Below are 19,252 nucleotides of genomic sequence, written 5' to 3'. Positions count from 1 at the left end.
ACGACAGCACGAGTGGAGTCGGAAGGGCGGGGCATGGAGACCGACGGGGCCGGAGCGGAGTCCGGCGGCGGAGCCGCACGTACCGCCCGGGTGCCCAAGTACTACCGGCTCAAGCGGCACTTGCTGGAGATCACCGAGACCCTGCCGCCGGGCACGCCGGTACCGCCCGAGCGCACCCTCGCCGCGGAGTTCGACACCTCGCGGACGACCGTACGGCAGGCCCTCCAGGAACTGGTCGTCGAAGGGCGGCTGGAACGCATCCAGGGCAAGGGCACCTTCGTCGCCAAGCCCAAGGTCTCCCAGGCCCTGCAACTGACCTCCTACACCGAGGACATGCGGGCCCAGGGCCTGGAGCCCACCTCGCAGCTCCTGGACATCGGGTACGTCACCGCCGACGATCGGCTGGCCGGGCTGCTGGACATAGCGGCCGGCGGCCGGGTGCTGCGCATCGAACGGCTGCGGCTGGCCAGCGGCGAACCGATGGCCATCGAGACCACCCATCTGTCGGCCAAGCGCTTCCCGGCGCTCCGCCGCAACCTGGTCAAGTACACCTCCCTCTACACCGCGCTCGCCGAGGTCTACGACGTCCGCCCGGCGGAAGCCGAGGAGACCATCGAGACCTCGCTCGCCACCCCGCGCGAGGCCGGGCTGCTGGGCACGGACGTCGGCCTGCCGATGCTGCTGCTGTCCCGGCACTCCCTGGACCACGACGGCAGCCCGGTGGAGTGGGTGCGCTCGGTCTACCGCGGCGACCGGTACAAGTTCGTCGCCCGGCTCCAGCGGCCCACCGACTAGCGGTACGGGCCGGGGCCACCGACCAGCGGTACGGGCCGCGGCCACGGACACGGCCCGCGGGGGCGGGGAATTCGGCGGACGAAACGGAACCGCATATCCCCGTCACCCGGGTTTTCCACAGGGTGTAGCGCACGTCACACGCCCTGCCCTACGGTCCTTCCGTCACCGTCGGGACGGAAGGACGGCCAGTGCGTACGACATCACCCCGAACGATCGTCATCTGGACAGCCGTTGCGCTGATCGGCGCGGCCGGCTGGACCCTTCTCGCCCTGAGCCGCGGCGAGGAGGTGTCGGCGGCCTGGATGGTCGCCGCCGCGCTCGGCACGTACGCCATCGCCTACCGCTTCTACTCCCGCTTCATCGCCACGCGCGTCCTGCGGGTCGACAAGACCCGCGCGACCCCGGCCGAGCGGCTGAACAACGGCATCGACTTCCACCCCACCGACCGCCGCGTCCTGCTCGGCCACCACTTCGCGGCCATCGCGGGCGCCGGACCGCTGGTCGGGCCGGTGCTCGCCGCGCAGATGGGCTACCTCCCCGGCACGATCTGGATCATCGTCGGGGTCGTCTTCGCCGGCGCCGTGCAGGACATGGTGGTCCTCTTCTTCTCCACCCGGCGGGACGGCAAGTCGCTGGGCCAGATGGCGCGCGAGGAGATCGGCCCGTTCGGCGGCGCCGCGGCACTGCTCGCCGCCTTCGCCATCATGATCATCCTGCTGGGCGTGCTGGCCCTGGTGATCGTCAACGCGCTGGCCGCCTCCCCCTGGGGCACGTTCTCCATCGGCATGACGATCCCCATCGCCCTCCTCATGGGCGTCTACCTGCGCTTCCTCCGCCCCGGCCGGATCACCGAGGTCTCCCTGATCGGCATCGCCCTGCTGCTCCTCGCCCTCGTGGGCGGCCGCTGGGTCGCGGAGTCCTCGTGGGCCGACACCTTCACCCTCCAGCCGAAGACCCTGGTGATCTGGCTGGTGGCGTACGGCTTCATCGCCTCGGTGCTCCCCGTCTGGACCCTGCTCGCGCCCCGCGACTACCTCTCCACCTTCATGAAGATCGGCACCATCGGCCTGCTGGCGCTGGGCGTGGTGATCGCCCTGCCGACGCTGAAGATGGACGCGGTGACGGACTTCGCGAGCCGCGGTGACGGTCCGGTCTTCGCCGGTTCCCTCTTCCCCTTCGCCTTCATCACCATCGCCTGCGGCGCCCTGTCCGGATTCCACGCCCTGATCTCCTCGGGCACCACACCGAAGATGGTGCAGAAGGAGACCCAGATCCGGATGATCGGGTACGGCTCGATGCTCATGGAGTCGTTCGTCGCGGTGATGGCGCTGGTGGCCGCCTCCATCATCGACCCCGGCCTGTACTTCGCGATGAACGCGCCGGCCGGCGTCATCGGCGACACGGTCCAGTCCGCCTCCCAGGCGGTCGCCCAGTTCGGCTACGCGATCTCCCCCGACCAGCTGGCCGCCGCGGCCAAGGCGGTCGAGGAACAGACGCTGCTGTCCCGGACGGGCGGCGCGCCCACGCTCGCGGTCGGCGTCTCCGAGATCTTCTCCCAGGTGGTGGGCGGCGCCGGAATGAAGGCGTTCTGGTACCACTTCGCGATCATGTTCGAGGCGCTGTTCATCCTGACGGCGCTGGACGCGGGCACCCGGGTCGGCCGGTTCATGCTCCAGGACATGCTGGGCAACGCCTACAAACCGTTCCGCGACATCAGCTGGAAGCCGGGGCTGCTGCTGAGCAGCGCCGCGGTGGTCGGCCTGTGGGGCTACTTCCTGTGGGTGGGCGTCCACGAACCGCTGGGCGGCATCAACCAGCTCTTCCCGATCTTCGGCATCTCCAACCAGCTGCTGGCGGCGGTCGCGCTGGCGGTGTGCACGACGCTGCTGGTGAAGTCCGGCCGGGTGAAGTGGGCCTGGATCACGGGCATACCGCTGGCCTGGGACGCGGTGGTCACCCTGACCGCGAGCTGGCAGAAGGTGTTCTCCGGCGACCCGAAGGTGGGGTTCTTCACGCAGCGCGCCATCTACCAGGACGCGATCGACGCGGGGAAGGTGCTGCCGCCCGCGAAGTCCATGGACGACATGCACACGGTCGTCACCAACTCCACGGTGGACGGCGTCCTGTCGGCGGTACTGGCCCTGCTGATCGTGATCGTCATCGCCGACGCTGCCCGTATGTGCATACGCCACCTCCGCACTCCGGACGCGGCCCCGCTGCACGAGGCCCCGTACGTCGCCTCCCGCATCGTGGCCCCCGCCGGCCTGATCACCACACGAGAGGAAAAGGCCGAACTGGTGGCGGCAGCGGGGGCCGGCGCCGGGGCCGGGAATGAGGGTGGGGACGGGAGCAGGGGCGACGGGACGAGGGCCTAGGAGGCGGGCGATGGGGGCGACGGAGGCGGAGCGGGCCTCGCGGGGCGGGGCGCGGTGGGTGACCGTCGTGGCGCGATGGGGCCGTGGCGTCCGGTGGTACGTACGGGAGTTGACCGGCGAGTCGGCGTACGAACGGTACGTCGGACATCTCCGCCGGCACGACCCGGACGCGCCGGTGCCCACGCGCCGTGAGTTCGAGCGGCGCCGCACGGACGCCCAGGAGGGAGACCCCCGGTCGGGCTTCCGCTGCTGCTGAGGGGGTGTTGCCGGGGGCCGGGGGTTGAGGGGGCGGGGGGAGGCCCCCGAAGTGCTCGCCCGCCCCGATCCCCGCCTCGACCCACCCCACTCCCCCACCCCCATCAGCCCCACCCCACCCTCACTCCACCCCCGATCCGCCCCCATTCACCCCGCCCCCCGCACCAAACCGTGTCCGTACCGATATGCGGACAGTGGGTGACGCCTACTGCTCCCGAGGCTTAGATTTCCGGCCATTACACGGAGATCGCCAGGGATGGAGCAGCGGATATGACAGAGCCAGCCGAAACACCCCGTTCCGGGCCGATCGTCACGCCCACGCGTGTGGTGGCCGGCCTGTGCCTGTTCGCTCCGTTCGTGGCCATGCTCTGGGTGAGTTCGTACGCGAAGGTCGAACCGACCCTGATCGGCATCCCGTTCTTCTACTGGTACCAGATGCTGTGGGTGCTGATCTCGACGGCGCTGACGATGATCGCGTACAAGCTCGTGCAGCGTGAGCAGCGCGCCCGCAAGGGCGGTGCCTCCAAGTGACGACCCTGGCAACGAACGCCCTGGCAACGAGCGTCCTGGCGACGGACAGTCCGGCACCGCACACCTCTGCACCGCACGCCCTCGCGGCCGACGCGGCCGGTGGCGTGAACGGCATCGCGCTCGCCGTCTTCATCTTCTTCTTCGTCGCCGTGACGGTCATGGGCTTCCTGGCCGCCCGCTGGCGCAAGGCCGAGCAGTCCGACAACCTCGACGAGTGGGGCCTGGGCGGCCGCAGCTTCGGTACCTGGGTGACGTGGTTCCTGCTGGGCGGTGACCTGTACACCGCGTACACCTTCGTGGCGGTGCCCGCGGCGATCTACGCGGCGGGTGCGGCCGGCTTCTTCGCCGTCCCGTACACGATCCTCGTCTACCCCCTGATCTTCACCTTCCTGCCCCGCCTGTGGTCGGTGTCGCACAAGCACGGGTACGTCACCACCTCGGACTTCGTGCGCGGCCGCTTCGGCTCCAAGGCCCTGTCGCTGGCCGTCGCGCTCACCGGCATCCTCGCCACGATGCCGTACATCGCGCTCCAGCTCGTCGGCATCCAGGCCGTGCTGGACGTGATGGGCGTCGGCGGCGGCGAGAGCACGCACTGGTTCATCAAGGACCTGCCGCTGCTGATCGCCTTCGGCGTGCTGGCCGCGTACACCTACTCCTCCGGTCTGCGCGCGCCGGCGCTGATCGCGTTCGTCAAGGACGGCCTGATCTACCTCGTCATCGCGGTGGCGATCATCTACATCCCGATCAAGCTGGGCGGCTTCGAGCACATCTTCCACACGGCGGGCGACGCCTTCGCGCAGACGAATCCGGCGACGGGCAAGCCGCGCGGCGAGCTGGCGAGCGGGCCGAACGCGCAGTGGGCGTACGCGACGCTGGCGCTCGGTTCGGCGCTGGCGCTGTTCATGTACCCGCACTCGATCACGGCGACGCTGTCCTCGCGGAGCCGCAACGTGATCCGCCGCAACACCACGATCCTGCCGCTGTACTCGCTGATGCTGGGCCTGCTCGCGCTGCTGGGCTTCATGGCGATCGCGGCCGGGATCAAGGTGCAGAACGGGCAGCTGGCGATTCCGCAGCTGTTCGAGAACATGTTCCCCGACTGGTTCACGGGCGTGGCGTTCGCCGCGATCGGCATCGGCGCGCTGGTGCCTGCCGCGATCATGTCGATCGCCGCGGCGAACCTGTTCACCCGCAACATCTACAAGGACTTCCTCAAGCCCGGCGCCACGCCCGCGCAGGAGCACAAGGTCGCCAAGCTGGTGTCGCTGCTGGTGAAGGTCGGCGCGCTGGCGTTCGTCCTGACGATGGACAAGACGGTGGCGATCAACTTCCAGCTGCTGGGCGGCATCTGGATCCTGCAGACCATGCCGGCGCTGGTGGGCGGCCTGTTCACCCGCTGGTTCCACCGCTGGGCGCTGCTCGCCGGCTGGGCGGTCGGCATGGTGTACGGCACGGTCGCTGCGTACGGCGTGGCCAGCCCGACGCAGAAGCACTTCGGCGGCTCGAACGCGGAGATCCCCGGCATCGGCGAGATCGGCTACATCGGCCTGACCGCGTTCGTGCTGAACGTCCTGGTCACGGTCGTGCTGACGGTCGTGCTGCGGGCCGCGAAGGCGCCGGCCGGGGTCGACGAGACCTCGCCGGAGGACTACACGGCGGACGCCGGCGACAAGGGCGTCCAGGTGGATCTGCCGCCGGCCACGGCGGGCTCCGCGCACTGATCCGCCCGCATTCGTGAGGCCGACGGGCCGCCGGTGACAACCGGCGGCCCGTTGTCGTACCCCTGGTGCACACTGACGGTCATGGACTTCGTGATCAGGGGGATACGGGCGGCGGAGCACGCGCGGCTGGGTGAGATCACGGCCCAGGCGTACCTCGGGGACGGGCTGCTGGAGTTCGGGGCGGACGACGCGTACCTGCCCGTGCTGCGGGACGTGGCGCGCCGGGCGGCCGAGGCGGAGGTGCTGGTCGCCGTGGCGGAGGGCGAGGTGCTGGGCGGGGTGACGTTCGTGGCGGCGGGCGGGCCGTGGGCGGACATCGCCGGGCCGGGCGAGGCGGAGTTCCGGATGCTGGTGGTGGCGAAGGAGGCGCGCGGCCGGGGTGTGGGCGAGGCGCTGGTACGGGCGTGTCTGGACCGGGCGCGGGAGACGCCGGGCTGCGGTCGGCTGGTGCTGTCCACGCAGCGTGCGATGCACGGCGCCCACCGTCTCTACGGGCGGCTGGGGTTCACCCGTACGCCGGAGCGCGACTGGTCGCCGGTGCCGGGCCTCGGCACCCTGCTGACGTACGCCCGGGATCTGAGGCCGAGGATCTGACGCCGGGGATCCGACGCCGGGATGTGACGCCCGGGAGCCGACGCCCGCACCGGCGGCCCGTGACCATCCGTACGTATCGCGGTACGCACAGCAGCGCAGCGACACAAGATATAGGGATGGTCGCGTGGGGCGACACAAGATGTATGCTCGTCCTCGCTGTCGCCGCAGGGGAATCCGGTGCGAATCCGGAACTGTCCCGCAACGGTATGTGGAGTGGGTATTTACCGCCCGCTCGCGAGTCCGATGACCTGCCGACGGTACGCCCGCAGCCGTTCCGGCACGGGCGTCGAGACGTCCGGGCTCCGCGGGTTGGGCCGGTGGACGCTGCGTGGTGTGTCCGCGTGCCCGGCATGGTGTCCGGCGCGGCTGCCCGTACGCCTCCTCCGCTCTTCCCCGGCCCCAGCCGAGTGAGGAGAGCACAAGGTGACCATCGCGCCAGCGGAGTCAGCACAAGAGGCGCAAGCGGCACAGGAGGCGCAGGCCCCTCGGACGGTGGCCGAGCGGCCCGATGACGCTCCCGGTACGGCCCTGCTGCGCACCCTGACCGACCTCACCGCCGACCTGCCGGCCACCGACCCGGGCAAGGTCGCGGCGGCCGCGCTGCGCGGCCGGCACGCCGGTTCGGACGAGGCGGAGCTGCGGGAGCTGGCGATGGAGGCCGCGGCGGGGCTGATCGGCGACGAGCCGCAGTACTCCAAGCTGGCCGCGCGGCTGCTGACGGCCGCGATCGCCGAGGAGGCCGCGAGCCAGGGCGCGACGGGCTTCGCCGCTTCGGTCGCCACCGGTCACCGCGAGGGGCTGATCGCCGACTCCACGGCCGAGTTCGTCACCGCACACGCGGCCGCGCTGGACGCGCTGGTCGACCGGGCGCTCGCGGACGGCGCCGACGACCGTTTCGGTTACTTCGGCCTGCGTACGGTGTACTCCCGCTACCTGCTGCGGCACCCGCTCACCCGCAAGGTCGTCGAGACGCCGCAGCACTTCCTGCTGCGGGTGGCGTGCGGCCTGGCCGAGGACCACTCCGAGCGGGCGCTCGCGGACGTCGCCGAGCTGTACGCGCTGACCAGCACGCTCTCCTACCTGCCCTCCTCCCCCACGCTCTTCAACTCCGGCACCCGCCACCCGCAGATGTCCTCCTGCTATCTGCTGGACTCGCCGCTGGACGAGCTGGACTCGATCTACGACCGGTACCACCAGGTCGCGCGCCTCTCGAAGCACGCGGGCGGCATCGGTCTGTCGTACTCCCGCGTGCGCGCCCGCGGTTCGCTGATCCGCGGCACCAACGGGCACTCCAACGGCATCGTGCCGTTCCTGCGCACGCTGGACGCCTCGGTCGCGGCGGTGAACCAGGGCGGCCGCCGCAAGGGCGCGGCCTGTGTGTACCTGGAGACCTGGCACGCGGACCTGGAGGAGTTCCTGGAGCTGCGGGACAACACCGGTGAGGAGGCGCGGCGTACGCACAATCTGAACATCGCGCACTGGATCCCGGACGAGTTCATGCGCCGGGTCGAGGCGGACGCGGACTGGTCCCTGTTCTCGCCCGTGGACGTGCCGGAGCTGGTGGATCTGTACGGCGCGGAGTTCGACGCCGCGTACCGCAGGGCCGAGGCCGAGGGCAAGGCCGTCAAGGCGGTGCCGGCCCGGGTGCTGTACTCCCGGATGATGCGCACTCTCGCGCAGACCGGCAATGGCTGGATGACCTTCAAGGACGCCGCGAACCGGACCGCGAACCAGACGGCGGAGCCGGGCCGGGTCGTGCACTCCTCGAACCTGTGCACGGAGATCCTGGAGGTCACGGACGACGGCGAGACGGCCGTGTGCAACCTCGGGTCCGTGAACCTGGCGGCGCACCTGGGCGCCGACGGCGAGATGGACTGGGCGAAGCTGGACACCACGGTCCGTACGGCGGTGACCTTCCTCGACCGTGTCGTGGACATCAACTTCTATCCGACCGAGCAGGCCGGTGCGTCGAACTCGCGCTGGCGTCCGGTGGGCCTGGGCCTGATGGGGCTGCAGGACGTCTTCTTCCGGCTGCGGCTGCCGTTCGACTCGCCGGAGGCGCGTGAGCTGTCCACCCGGATCTCCGAGCGGATCATGCTCGCGGCGTACGAGGCGTCCGCCGACCTCGCGGAGCGGCACGGGCCGCACCCGAACTGGTCGGCGACGCGTACGGCGCGCGGTGTGCTGCACCCGGACCACTACCCGAACGCCGAGCCGCGCTGGGCGGACCGCTGGGCGGCGCTGCGCGACCGCATCGCCGCGACCGGCATGCGGAACTCGCTCCTGCTGGCCATCGCGCCGACCGCGACCATCGCGTCGATCGCGGGCGTGTACGAGTGCATCGAGCCGCAGGTCTCCAACCTCTTCAAGCGCGAGACGCTGAGCGGGGAGTTCCTGCAGGTCAACGCGTACCTGGTGGAGGATCTGAAGAAGGCGGGCAGCTGGGACGCGCGGACCCGTGAGGCGCTGCGCGAGGGCAACGGCTCGGTGCAGGACGTGCCGTGGGTCCCCGAGGAGATCCGCGCGCTGTACCGCACCGCCTGGGAGGTCCCGCAGCGTGCGCTGATCGACATGGCCGCCGACCGCACGCCGTACCTGGACCAGAGCCAGTCCCTGAACCTCTTCATGGCGGCGCCGACCATCGGCAAGCTCAGCTCGATGTACGCGTACGCCTGGAAGCGCGGCATCAAGACCACGTACTACCTGCGGTCGCGTCCGGCCACCCGGATCGCGCAGTCGGCGCGCGCCGCGGCTGCCACCGCCACCGCTCCCGTCCCCCAGCAGGCGAGCGACCCCGAGGCGATCGCCTGCTCCCTGGAAAACCCCGAGTCCTGCGAGGCCTGCCAGTAATGACCACCGAGACGAACGCCGCGGCCAGCCACACCACCACGACCGGCGTGAAGAACCTCCTCGACCCGGGCTTCGAGCTGACCCTGCGGCCCATGCGGTACCCGGACTTCTACGACCGCTACCGTGACGCGATCAAGAACACCTGGACCGTGGAGGAGGTCGACCTCCACTCCGACGTGGCCGACCTCGCCAAGCTCTCCCCGGGTGAGCAGCACATGATCGGCCGGCTGGTCGCCTTCTTCGCGACCGGCGACTCGATCGTGGCGAACAACCTCGTGCTGACGCTCTACAAGCACATCAACTCCCCCGAGGCGCGGCTGTACTTGAGCCGTCAGCTCTTCGAGGAGGCCGTGCACGTCCAGTTCTATCTGACGCTGCTGGACACCTACCTGCCCGACCCGGACGACCGCGCCGCCGCGTTCGCCGCGGTGGAGAACATCCCCTCCATCCGGGAGAAGGCGGAGTTCTGCTTCAAGTGGATGGACTCGGTCGAGTCCATCGACCGGCTGGAGACGAAGGCCGATCGGCGCCGCTTCCTGCTGAACCTGATCTGCTTCGCGGCGTGCATCGAGGGGCTGTTCTTCTACGGCGCGTTCGCGTACGTGTACTGGTTCCGGTCGCGCGGTCTGCTGCACGGCCTGGCCACGGGCACCAACTGGGTGTTCCGTGACGAGACCATGCACATGAACTTCGCCTTCTCCGTGGTGGACACCGTCCGCGAGGAGGAGCCCGACCTGTTCGACGCGGAGCTGGAGCAGCAGGTCACCGACATGCTCAAGGAGGCGGTGGACGCGGAGCTGCAGTTCGGCCGCGACCTGTGCGGGGACGGCCTGCCGGGTATGAACACCGAGTCGATGCGCGAGTACCTCCAGTGCGTCGCGGACCAGCGGCTCCAGCGCCTCGGCTTCGCGCCGGTGTACGGCTCGGAGAATCCGTTCTCCTTCATGGAGCTGCAGAACGTCCAGGAGCTGACCAACTTCTTCGAGCGGCGCGCTTCGGCGTACCAGGTCGCCGTGGAGGGCTCGGTCTCCTTCGACGACGAGTTCTGATCCGGCACCGCCACTTCCTCACGGCCGAGGGATCCGGTTCTTTATGTCCGGCGAATCGGGACCGGATTTGACGAGTCGATGAGCCCCGTTTGATGAGTCGATGACAGCATGCGGCGGCCGGAAACCCGGCCGCCGCCCGTCGGCTCTCCCCTGGCATGAAGGGCAGCGAGCAGCCAAGGAAACGGTTCATCGACTATCCGCGCCGGGGCCGGGGCGGGCTGCGCCGCTGGCTGCCGTCCTGGAGACAGCAGCTCGGCGCCACGGCCGTCGGCGCGGCAGGGCTCGCCGGGCTCTTCGCCTTCGGGTACGCCCAGGTCGGCATCCCGGACGAGAACGACGACGCGCGCCAGGAGGCCACCGTCTATTACTGGGCGGACGGCAGCCAGATGGTGAGCGAGGGTGCCGTCAACCGGCAGAACGTCACCCTCGCCCAGGTGCCCGACTCCGTCGAACACGCCGTCATCGCCGCCGAGAACGCGAGTTTCTACTCCGATTCCGGGGTCTCGTTCCCCGGCATCGCCCGGGCCGCGGTGAACATGGTCAAGGGCCAGGACGCCCAGGGCGGTTCCACCATCACCCAGCAGTACGTGAAGAACACCTATCTCTCGCAGGACCGGACCCTCAAGCGCAAGGTGAAGGAGTTCTTCATCGCGCTGAAGCTGGACAACCGCAAGACCAAGCAGGAAATCCTGCAGGGATATCTCAACACCAGCTATTTCGGGCGGCATTCGTTCGGCATCCAGGCCGCCGCGGACGCGTATTACGGCATTCCGGCCGAGCGTCTCGACCCCAGTCGGGGGGCGGCGCTGGCCGCGCTGCTCAAGGGCGCCGAACAGTACGATCCGGCGCTGAGCGAGGCCAACCGCCGGCGCACCGTGGCGCGCTGGAAGTGGATTCTGGACCGCGAGGTGGAGACCGGCCTGATGAGCCGCGAGGAGCGCGCCCGCTACACGAAGTATCCGGAGCCGCGCAGGCCCACCACCCCCACCAGCCAGAAGGGGCAGACCGGTTATCTCGTCGACGCCGCGAAGAAATACCTCCGCAGCCGTACGGGGCTGACCGACCGCGATCTCGCGCGCGGCGGCTACCGCGTTCACACCACCTTCGAGAAGGACAAGGTGGCGCTGCTGGAAAAGGCCGTGGCGGACGAGCGCCGCCGCAGCATCGACCCGAAGAAGCGCGCCGCCGACACGCACGTCGAATTCGGTGCCGCGTCCGTACGGCCCCGGGACGGCGCGATCGTCGCGCTCTACGGCGGCGCGGACGCGACGAAGCACTTCGCGAACAACGCCGACACCGCGGGCGTCCCGGCCGGTTCCGCCTTCAAGCCGTTCGTGCTCGCCGCGGCCCTCCGCAGCGGCGCCACCCCGGCCAGGGCGGACATCGCCGTGCCCTTCCCGCACCCGCCCGGACCCCACCCGTCCGAGTCCTCTCCGGCCGAGACGGCGGACCCCGCGCTGCCGGACCTGTACGAGGGCCTGGTGTCCTCGGCCCACCAGCCGTTCGTCGCCGCGGGCCGGCGCCTGGGCCTGAAGGCCGTACGGGACCTGGCCCTCGACGCGGGCCTGCGCAAGGAGAGCCTGGCCCGCCCGGAACCGACGTTCCCCCTCGGCACCTCCACGCCCAGCGCGATCCGGCTGGCCGGCGCGTACTCGCTGTTCGGCAACGACGGCCGCCGGACCGAGCCGTACTCCGTGACGAAGGTGGTGCGCGACGGCGAGCCGCTGCCGGGGCTCACGCCGCCGAAGCCGCGCCGGGTACTGGCCCCGGAGGCGGCCCACGGCATCGACGGGGCGCTGAGCGCGTTCGCCCGGAAGACGCTGCCCCGGGAGATCACCGCGAAGCTGCCGTACGGCATCACGGCGGGCGGCACCGGCCCGCGGGACCGCATGCGGTCGTGCTGGTTCATCGGCAACGACGGCGCGCCCGGCGGCGGGCTGACCACCGCCGTCACCGTCTTCCGCACCGAGCCGGGGACGCCGCAGCTGCTGCCCATGAAGGGCGTGGGCGGCGACCACCGGTTCGGCAACGGCATACCGCCCCGGATCTGGGGCGCGTACGCCACCGGCGCGCAGAAGTGAGCGGGCGGCGCGGTACGGCCGGGCGGATGCCGGGCCGCGTCAGTCGTTGGCGACGACGGGGTAGCGCGGCTCGCGCTCGGCCATCTGCTTGAGGGCGTCCTTGCGGTCGCGCTTCGAGAGGCGGTCGATGTAGAGGTAGCCGTAGAGGTGGTCGGTCTCGTGCTGAAGGCAGCGCGCGAAGTAGCCGGTGCCCTCGACGGCGATCGGGTTGCCCTGCACGTCCTGGCCGCGGACCACCGCGTAGTCGGGGCGGGCCAGCTCGGCGTAGGCGCCGGGGACCGACAGGCAGCCCTCGTTGGAGTCGTCCAGCACCCGGCGGCCGGCCGGCAGCTCGTCCAGCACCGGGTTGCAGACCACGCCGACGTGGCGTACGCCCTGGTCGTCCATGCAGTCGTAGACGAAGACCTTCAGGTCCACGCCGATCTGGTTGGCGGCCAGGCCCACGCCCTCGGCGGTGCGCTGGGAGGCGAACATGTCGTCGACGAGCTTCGCCAGCTCGTCGTCGAACTCGGTGACGTCCTTGCACTCCTTGTGCAGCACCGGATTGCCGACCACGGTGATCGGGCGGGAGGTGCCGCGCTCGCGGTAGGCCGTCTCGCGCGCGTCCGCGTCGGTCACGTCGTCGATGAACTCGTCGTCCACCTGCTGCTCGCCGTCTTGATCAAACACCTGCTGCTGCGCCATGTCCGCCGCACGCCTTCCGCGATTCCGCAAAAATTCTTCTTAGCTGCCCGTACAGGGTACGGGGACCGGCCGGGCGCCCGCCGACGGAACCGCGCTCAGCAGACCTCTTCGAGGTCCCGCCACTCGCGGGTGTCCGGGCTGTCGGCCACCCAGCCGTCCAGCAGCCCCCGCACCAGCCCGGCGGGCGCGGCGATGCCGCACTCCCGCTCCGGTACCCACAGGGAGCCGGAACCGGCCGTGCGGTGGCCCAGCGGGCCCGGATGGCCGGGCTCGCTGTGGTCGTGCGGGTCCAGGTGCGCGCCGTCGCCCTCGTCGCTGGGCATCCGGCTCTCGGAGCAGGTACGGCAGAGCAGCCGGACGGAGGAGGACCAGTCCTCGGCGGCGTACCCGGCGTCCGCCGCCAGCCGCTCCAGGGCGTCCCGGTCGGCCTCGCCCGCGGCCTCCAGCAGGACGACCCAGGTGGGCACCGGGGAGGGCGCCCACAGCTCGATCTCGTCGAAGACGGGGTACGAGGGCCCGGCGGTGGTGGTGCGCTCGCCGTGCGGGACGCCGTCGTGCAGGACGACCTCGCCCCAGCGGCGCCCGGAGGACGGCAGCGGGATGGAGAGCACCTCGATGCGGGCCGGGTCCAGCCGGCGGCCCCAGACGACCTCGGCCTCGCCCTCGGGCGAGAGGCGGACCGCGGCGCTGCCCAGCTGCATGCCGCGCGGCTCCCCGGAGGGCGCACCGTCGCCGGGCACGTGGAGGCCGTACGCCTGCCAGGCGCGGCGGGCCAGCGGCCAGTCCTGGAGGGCGGTGGCCGCGATGCCGACGTTCCACCAGTCGGGCGCCCCGGACTCGCGCTCCAGCAGGGCCACGGCGCGCAGCCCGGCGGTGCGGGCCTGCTCCCAGTCGTGCCGGAATTTGTGCAGCAGGGCGAGGTTGAACCACGACTCCGAGAGCCACGGCTCCATGTCGGCGGCGCGGGTGAGCAGGGCGCCCGCGTCCTCGTAACGGCCGTCGCCGATCAGCGTGAAAGCGCGGTCGGTCGCCTGCCGCCACGAGGCGGAGGGCCGGTGCCGTACCTTGCCGAAGATCCTCACGATTCCCGCCTGCCGATTGGTTCCTTGGTGCCGTCCGGCGGACGGCCGAGGGGCCTACTCGACAACCTGCCACAGTTTGCCGCCGGGCTCAGCCCGATGGCTGGTGCCCCCTGCTGCTCCTTGCCTTGCGCAGCCCCCCTGAACCCCGTTTTTCGGGGCTCTCTTCGCATCCAACCATGCCCATATCCGGGGCCGCTCATTACCCATCGGTTGTCCGACCTTGAACCGGTACCCCGATACCCGACAGCTACCCCGTGCGGCACCCGGCACTCGGGTGGCGCGGCCGGTCAGAGGGTTCCGAGGGGCCGGGCGAGGACGCGGGCGAGGGCCTCCACCACCCGGGGTTCGAAGTCCTGCGCGGTCGACAGGCGGAGCCGCTCCAGGGCGCGCAGCGTGCCCCCGGGCCCGCCGTCGCCGCCCGCGAGGTCGTCGTAGGCGTTCACGGTGCGCACGATACGGGCGGGCAGCGGCTGGTCCCGGAAGGGGTCCGCCTGCCGTTCGACGATCACCGCGACCTCGGCGGGCACCCCGGTCTGGCGGACGACGGCCCCGCCGAGCAGGGCGATCCTGCGCTGTTCGGCGGACGGCAGGCCGGCGGTGGCACCCCCGGTGACCGGATCCACCAGGGAGAGCTGGCCGATGTCGTGCATCAGCGCCGCGTACTCCAGGACGCTCAATTCGGCCTCGCCCAGTCCCAGTTCCCGGCCGACGGCGCGGCTGAGGACGGCGACCCGGCGGGCGTGCCCCTGCGGGGTGTAGCCGGCGATCTCGGTGGCGCGGGCGAGGGAGGCGATGGTCTGCCGGTAGGTGGCGCGGACGGCGGCGTAGCGGCGGAAGGAGAACTGGGTGAGGAGCAGCGGCAGACAGAAGACGGGCAGCGCCCAGAGCCCGGCGACGGCCGTGGCCAGCGCGATGACCAGGCCCGTCGCGCAGATCGCGGAGCCGATGCCGAGCAGGGAGCGCAGTTCGTCGCGGAGCAGGGGGCCGTACGGCCAGCCGGTGCGGGCCTTGGCCAGGGCGGCGGCGAGCACGGCGTCGCACAGGGCGGTGAGCGCGAGGAGGCCGAGGAGGTAGCAGGTGTAGTACGTGCCGTCGCCGATCCAGGCGGCCAGCCGGCCGGTGTTGTAGAGCGGCTGGAAGCAGGTGGCGGCGAAGCCGACGGTCAGGACGCGGCGGGCGATGTGGTCCAGCGCCGGGCCGCGGCCGAGCGCCACGTGGGGGACGAGGCCGACGAGACCGGCCGCGACGACGACGGCGACGGCCTGCAGGACGCCGTGCGAGGTGGCGCGGCCGCCGACCTCGCCGAGCAGCGCGTACGCCAGGGCCCCGGCGACGCCGAGCGGGGCGCTCTCGCGGTCGCCGGGCAGCGGCCCCGTGCCGCCCCGCGCGGGCGGCCCGGCGCCCCAGCGGGCCAGCTCGCCGACCGCTATGAGGGCGCCGAAGGCGAGGGCGATGCCGGGGTCGGAGAGGCCGCGCCAGAGGGTGTGGCCCAGCGCGAAGCAGGCCAGGGCGCCGGCGGCGGCGTAGACGAGGACGACGGCACGGGGAGTGCCGGTGCGGTACGGGACGGCGAAGGGGTCGCCCGGCCCGTCGGCGGCGGCCCACGATGCCGCGCCGCTCACCGCTCGCCGCCCGAGGGCCCGGTGCGCGGTCCCGTCGCGGTGCCGGGCAGGGCTGCCGTACCGGGCGGGGGTCCGGGCTCCGGTGCCGTGGTGCGTCTGCGGAGCGGGATGCGCGGGGGGCCGGGCGGCGGCACGGCGGGGCCGTCGGGGCCCGCGGTGACGACGTCGGGCTGCCAGCCGTGCCGGGCCAGCGCGGCGATCAGGGCGCGGACCATGCGCGGGTCGAACTGGGCGCCGGCGCTGCGGCGCAGCTCGGTGACGGCGGCGGCGACCGGGCGGGCGCGGCGGTAGGAACGGGTGGAGGTCATCGCGTCGAAGGCGTCGGCGACCGCGACCACCCGGGCGAATTCGGGGATCTCGCGCCCCCGGAGGCCGTAGGGGTAGCCCTTGCCGTCCATGCGTTCGTGGTGGTGCAGGATCGCGGCCCTGGCCTCGCCGAGGAAGCCGATGCCGCGGACGATCTCGTGGCCGTACTCCGGGTGCAGTTCGATGACGCGGCGTTCCTCGGGGGTGAGCGGACCGTCCTTGCGCAGCAGCCGGGTGGGCACGCCGAGCTTGCCGACGTCGTGCAGGATGCCGGCGAAGCGGATCACGTCGAGGCGGTCCTCGGACATGCCGAGTTCGCCGGCGATCATCACGGAGGCGCGGCCGACGCGTTCGCTGTGGCCGCGGGTGTAGCGGTCCTTGAGGTCGACGGCCTGGACGAGGGCGCGGATGGTGGCCTGGTGTGCCGCGCGCTCGCGGTGGTACTGCGCGAACACCCAGCAGGAGATGTACATGGGCAGCAGCACCAGCAGGGCGGCGGGCGGCCCGTAGGAGCTGCGCCACAGGACGGCCATCATCAGCCCGGCCAGGCCGTGCACCAGGTGCGGGGCGAGGGAGCGGAGCAGCAGGCCGCGCCAGGCCGTGCGCGGCGGGTGCCGTTCGGCGGCGACCAGGACGCCGCCGTCCAGGACGGCCAGCACGGTGCAGAAGGCGGTGGTGGCGGCCGCCGCGGGCAGCAGCGCGTACGGGAATTCGGGGGTCAGGACGGCGTGGCTGCCGCCCGCGCCGAAGACCTCGGCGGCGGCCCGGGCGGCCAGCGCCAGTTCGGCGGCGTGCCAGACGCGGCGGGCGGTGGCCGAGCGCTCCTCGGTACGGGAGAGCAGCGCGCCGGGGAGGGCGACCAGCGCGGCCGCGGCCGGCGGCAGCAGGAAGACCCCGGCGAGCAGCACGGGGCAGCCCCACCGGGGCGGCATGCCCTCGGCCCGGCCGGGGGCGCCGCCGGAGCGGGCGCCGCGGGCCAGGGCCCGGGCCGGCGGGCAGCTGCGGATGCGCTCGCAGGCGGCGTAGAGCACGGCGAGCAGGCCCACGGTGGGCCAGGGGGTGCCGGCCTGGGGCAGGACGGCGGGGACGGCACAGGCGGCCGCCGCCAGCACGGCACAGCCGATGTACGCGTACGCGGCCACGGGCAGCTGCCGCATGGCGCCTCCTCCCCCACGGCTCCCGGATCCGGTGAGCTTAGAAGGCGTCGGCGGCGTGTGCGGGCGCATCGGCGGATTGGGCGGGGCTCGCGCGCCCGCCCTCACCCGTTGGAGTGATCCCGCGCGCTATTCGGCGCGTGCGGCCTCGGTGGGTGCATCGGCGTCCGTCGGGCCGGCCTGGTGACCGGGGCCCTCGGCGCCGGCGGACTCCTGTTGTGCCTGCTCCAGCACGCTCTTCTCGGGCACGGTCTCGCCGGCCCGGATGAGCTCGATCCGCCCCATGACCTTCGACCGCAGGTCGGTGGGGACGTCGTCGTGCCCGCAGCAGCGCTTCACGAGCTTCTTGACGGCCTGTTCGAGGCCGTACTTCTCCAGGCAGGGCGAGCACTCGTCGAAGTGCTCCTCGAACTTGGTGCACTCCCCGTCCGGCATCTCACGGTCGAGATACTCGTACAGGTGGTCAAGGACCTCGGAGCAATCCGTCTCGTGCGGGTCACCGCAGCTCATGATGAAGAGCCTTTCCGATCGTGCGGCTGCTTCGTCGAAGCCGCAGCGCCCGCGCCGGCCGGGACCAGCCCGCGGTCCCGGGCGTAGTCCTCCAGCATGCCGCGCAGCTGTCGGCGGCCACGATGCAGGCGGGACATCACCGTGCCGATGGGGGTTCCCATGATGTCGGCGATCTCCTTGTACGCAAAGCCCTCCACGTCCGCGAGGTAGACCGCTATACGGAATTCCTCGGGGATCGCCTGCAGGGCCTCCTTCACGTCCGAGTCCGGCAGGTGGTCCAGCGCCTGCGACTCCGCGGAGCGCAGCCCCGTGGACATGTGCGACTCGGCGCGTGCCAACTGCCAGTCCTCGATCTCCTCGGCCGCGCTGCGCTGCGGCTCCCGCTGCTTCTTGCGGTAGGAGTTGATGAAGGTGTTGGTCAGGATGCGGTACAGCCAGGCCTTGAGGTTGGTGCCCTCCCGGAACTGATGGAAGGACGCGTACGCCTTGGCGTACGTCTCCTGCACCAGGTCCTCCGCGTCCGCCGGATTGCGCGTCATGCGCAGCGCGGCGGAGTACATCTGGTCCAGGAAGGTCAGCGCGTCGCGCTCGAAGCGCTGATTGCGCTCGGCCTCCGACTCGCCCGTCGCCTGCGTGCGGGCAGCGTCCGCCTGGTCCTCGTTACGTGCTCGTGCCGTCCCGTCGGTCCCTGCGTCGGTACCGGTGACCGGACCCACCTCCTCCAACACCGTGCCGGATCCGGATGCGGATCCGCTCGAATCGGAGAATAGACGACGATCCGGTACCACCGCCGCTCCAGCCGTGACGTGGTGTCCCGCCTGGACCTGTGCCGGCTGCGGCACTGACCAGCCGGTGCCCTGCGGTCGGGCCGGGCATGCGATCCCCATGCGGTGGACTCCCATTCCTCGTGCGTACCAGTACGTGGCTGCTGCCTACGCCACGCACAACAGAGCCGGGCCGCCCCGCATTCCCGGCGCCCGGGGCGGGTGCGCGGGTCAGTCGGGCAGTCCGACCAGCCACTCGGCGGCGGCCTCGACGATGAGCATCAGCGCCTCGTCCTGGGCGATGGGGGCCTTCTTCGGTACGGCGAAGCCGTGGTCGGCGTGCGGCACCTCGACGATCTCGGTGCCGTCGGGGAACTCCTCGGGGCGTCCGAAGGGGTCGCGGCCGCCCTGGATCACCAGGGTGGGCGCGCCGGCCTCGGTGAGTTCGGTCACGCGGGACTTCTCGGGCCTGCCGGGCGGGTGCAGCGGGAAGCTCAGGGCGAGGACGGCGTGCGCGCCGAGTTCCCGCGCCGTACGGCAGGCCACCCGCGCCCCGGCACTGCGCCCGCCCGCGACCACCGGCAGGCCGGGCTTCCGCAGTGCGGGCCAGAGCGCCGTCCAGGCCGCGTCGAGGGTCTTCGGGGCGGGCGCCAGCTTCTTGCCCGCCACCCGCCAGGGCTGTTCCACGAGGGCGACGGTGACGCCGCGCTCCGGGAGGGCGGCGGCCAGCGCCGCCAGGTCCCGTGCCTCGATGCCGCCGCCCGCGCCGTGGCTCACGGCGAGCACGGTACGGGCCGTGCCCTGCGCCTCGTGCCAGGTGATCCGGGCGTCGCCCGCCGGTGTGCCGACCGTCTCGCTCTCGCTCATGGCCCCATCCTG

General features: G+C 71.8%; 16 protein-coding genes and 1 riboswitch. Of the genes, 9 read left to right on the top strand and 7 right to left on the bottom strand.

What is annotated here, in order from left to right:
* Positions 1–33 precede the first annotated feature (33 nt).
* The 9 genes from ABZ840_RS28910 (at position 34) to ABZ840_RS28870 (ending at position 12,251) form a co-directional block, all read left to right on the top strand.
* Entirely contained in the window at positions 34–795 is a 762-nt protein-coding gene (locus ABZ840_RS28910) for a GntR family transcriptional regulator (RefSeq protein ID WP_361564102.1), read from the top strand.
* A gap of 188 nt (positions 796–983) precedes the next feature.
* Entirely contained in the window at positions 984–3,170 is a 2,187-nt protein-coding gene (locus tag ABZ840_RS28905) for a carbon starvation CstA family protein (RefSeq protein WP_361563989.1), read from the top strand.
* Between the two features lie 10 nt (positions 3,171–3,180).
* Positions 3,181–3,426: a YbdD/YjiX family protein gene (locus ABZ840_RS28900; protein ID WP_361563986.1), complete on the top strand. Its 246-nt coding sequence runs from the start codon at positions 3,181–3,183 to the stop codon at positions 3,424–3,426.
* A 269-nt stretch (positions 3,427–3,695) separates the two neighbouring features.
* Entirely contained in the window at positions 3,696–3,956 is a 261-nt protein-coding gene (locus ABZ840_RS28895; RefSeq protein ID WP_361563984.1) for a DUF3311 domain-containing protein, read from the top strand.
* A 104-nt stretch (positions 3,957–4,060) separates the two neighbouring features.
* Positions 4,061–5,677, top strand: a complete 1,617-nt coding sequence (mctP, locus tag ABZ840_RS28890) for a monocarboxylate uptake permease MctP (RefSeq protein ID WP_361564099.1) — start codon at positions 4,061–4,063, stop codon at positions 5,675–5,677.
* 81 nt (positions 5,678–5,758) lie between these two features.
* Complete coding sequence (locus tag ABZ840_RS28885; RefSeq protein WP_361563981.1) at positions 5,759–6,271, top strand: GNAT family N-acetyltransferase; 513 nt, start codon at positions 5,759–5,761, stop codon at positions 6,269–6,271.
* Positions 6,272–6,397: 126 nt separating this feature from the next.
* Positions 6,398–6,542, top strand: a riboswitch (cobalamin riboswitch).
* Positions 6,543–6,763: 221 nt separating this feature from the next.
* Positions 6,764–9,121, top strand: a complete 2,358-nt coding sequence (locus tag ABZ840_RS28880; RefSeq protein WP_361564097.1) for a ribonucleoside-diphosphate reductase subunit alpha — start codon at positions 6,764–6,766, stop codon at positions 9,119–9,121.
* A complete protein-coding gene (locus ABZ840_RS28875; protein WP_361563979.1) occupies positions 9,121–10,170 on the top strand; it encodes a ribonucleotide-diphosphate reductase subunit beta in 1,050 nt (349 codons plus the stop codon). Before ABZ840_RS28880 ends, ABZ840_RS28875 begins: the two co-directional genes overlap by 1 nt.
* Positions 10,171–10,325: 155 nt before the next feature.
* Complete coding sequence (locus tag ABZ840_RS28870) at positions 10,326–12,251, top strand: transglycosylase domain-containing protein (RefSeq protein WP_361563976.1); 1,926 nt, start codon at positions 10,326–10,328, stop codon at positions 12,249–12,251.
* 39 nt (positions 12,252–12,290) lie between these two features.
* Here the strand turns inward: ABZ840_RS28870 and def are convergent, their stop codons facing one another.
* The 7 genes from def to ABZ840_RS28835 all read right to left on the bottom strand — a co-directional run bounded on the left by def (position 12,291) and on the right by ABZ840_RS28835 (position 19,240).
* Positions 12,291–12,935 carry a peptide deformylase gene (gene def / locus ABZ840_RS28865; RefSeq protein WP_361563973.1) on the bottom strand — a complete coding sequence of 215 codons (645 nt, stop codon included), beginning with the start codon at positions 12,933–12,935 and terminating at the stop codon, positions 12,291–12,293.
* Positions 12,936–13,030: 95 nt separating this feature from the next.
* The gene (locus ABZ840_RS28860) at positions 13,031–14,017 is read right to left on the bottom strand and encodes a hypothetical protein (RefSeq protein WP_361563971.1); all 987 of its coding nucleotides are present in this window, start codon (positions 14,015–14,017) and stop codon (positions 13,031–13,033) included.
* 287 nt (positions 14,018–14,304) lie between these two features.
* On the bottom strand, positions 14,305–15,525 hold the full coding sequence (locus ABZ840_RS28855) for an HD domain-containing protein (protein ID WP_361564094.1): 1,221 nt from the start codon (positions 15,523–15,525) through the stop codon (positions 14,305–14,307).
* 110 nt (positions 15,526–15,635) lie between these two features.
* Complete coding sequence (locus ABZ840_RS28850; protein WP_361563968.1) at positions 15,636–17,102, bottom strand: HD-GYP domain-containing protein; 1,467 nt, start codon at positions 17,100–17,102, stop codon at positions 15,636–15,638.
* 126 nt (positions 17,103–17,228) lie between these two features.
* Complete coding sequence (gene rsrA, locus ABZ840_RS28845) at positions 17,229–17,609, bottom strand: mycothiol system anti-sigma-R factor (RefSeq protein ID WP_361563965.1); 381 nt, start codon at positions 17,607–17,609, stop codon at positions 17,229–17,231.
* Positions 17,606–18,325, bottom strand: a complete 720-nt coding sequence (locus ABZ840_RS28840) for a sigma-70 family RNA polymerase sigma factor (protein WP_361564091.1) — start codon at positions 18,323–18,325, stop codon at positions 17,606–17,608. Before ABZ840_RS28840 ends, rsrA begins: the two co-directional genes overlap by 4 nt.
* 279 nt (positions 18,326–18,604) lie before the next feature.
* Positions 18,605–19,240, bottom strand: a complete 636-nt coding sequence (locus ABZ840_RS28835) for an alpha/beta family hydrolase (RefSeq protein ID WP_361563963.1) — start codon at positions 19,238–19,240, stop codon at positions 18,605–18,607.
* Between the last annotated feature and the right edge of the window lie 12 nt (positions 19,241–19,252).

The sequence above is a fragment of the Streptomyces sp. NPDC047117 genome, from assembly GCF_040643545.1.
In the GTDB taxonomy this organism is placed as follows: Bacteria; Actinomycetota; Actinomycetes; order Streptomycetales; family Streptomycetaceae; genus Streptomyces.
Note: the sequence above shows the minus strand (reverse complement) of the source record. Positions and strands in the feature narration are given on the sequence as shown.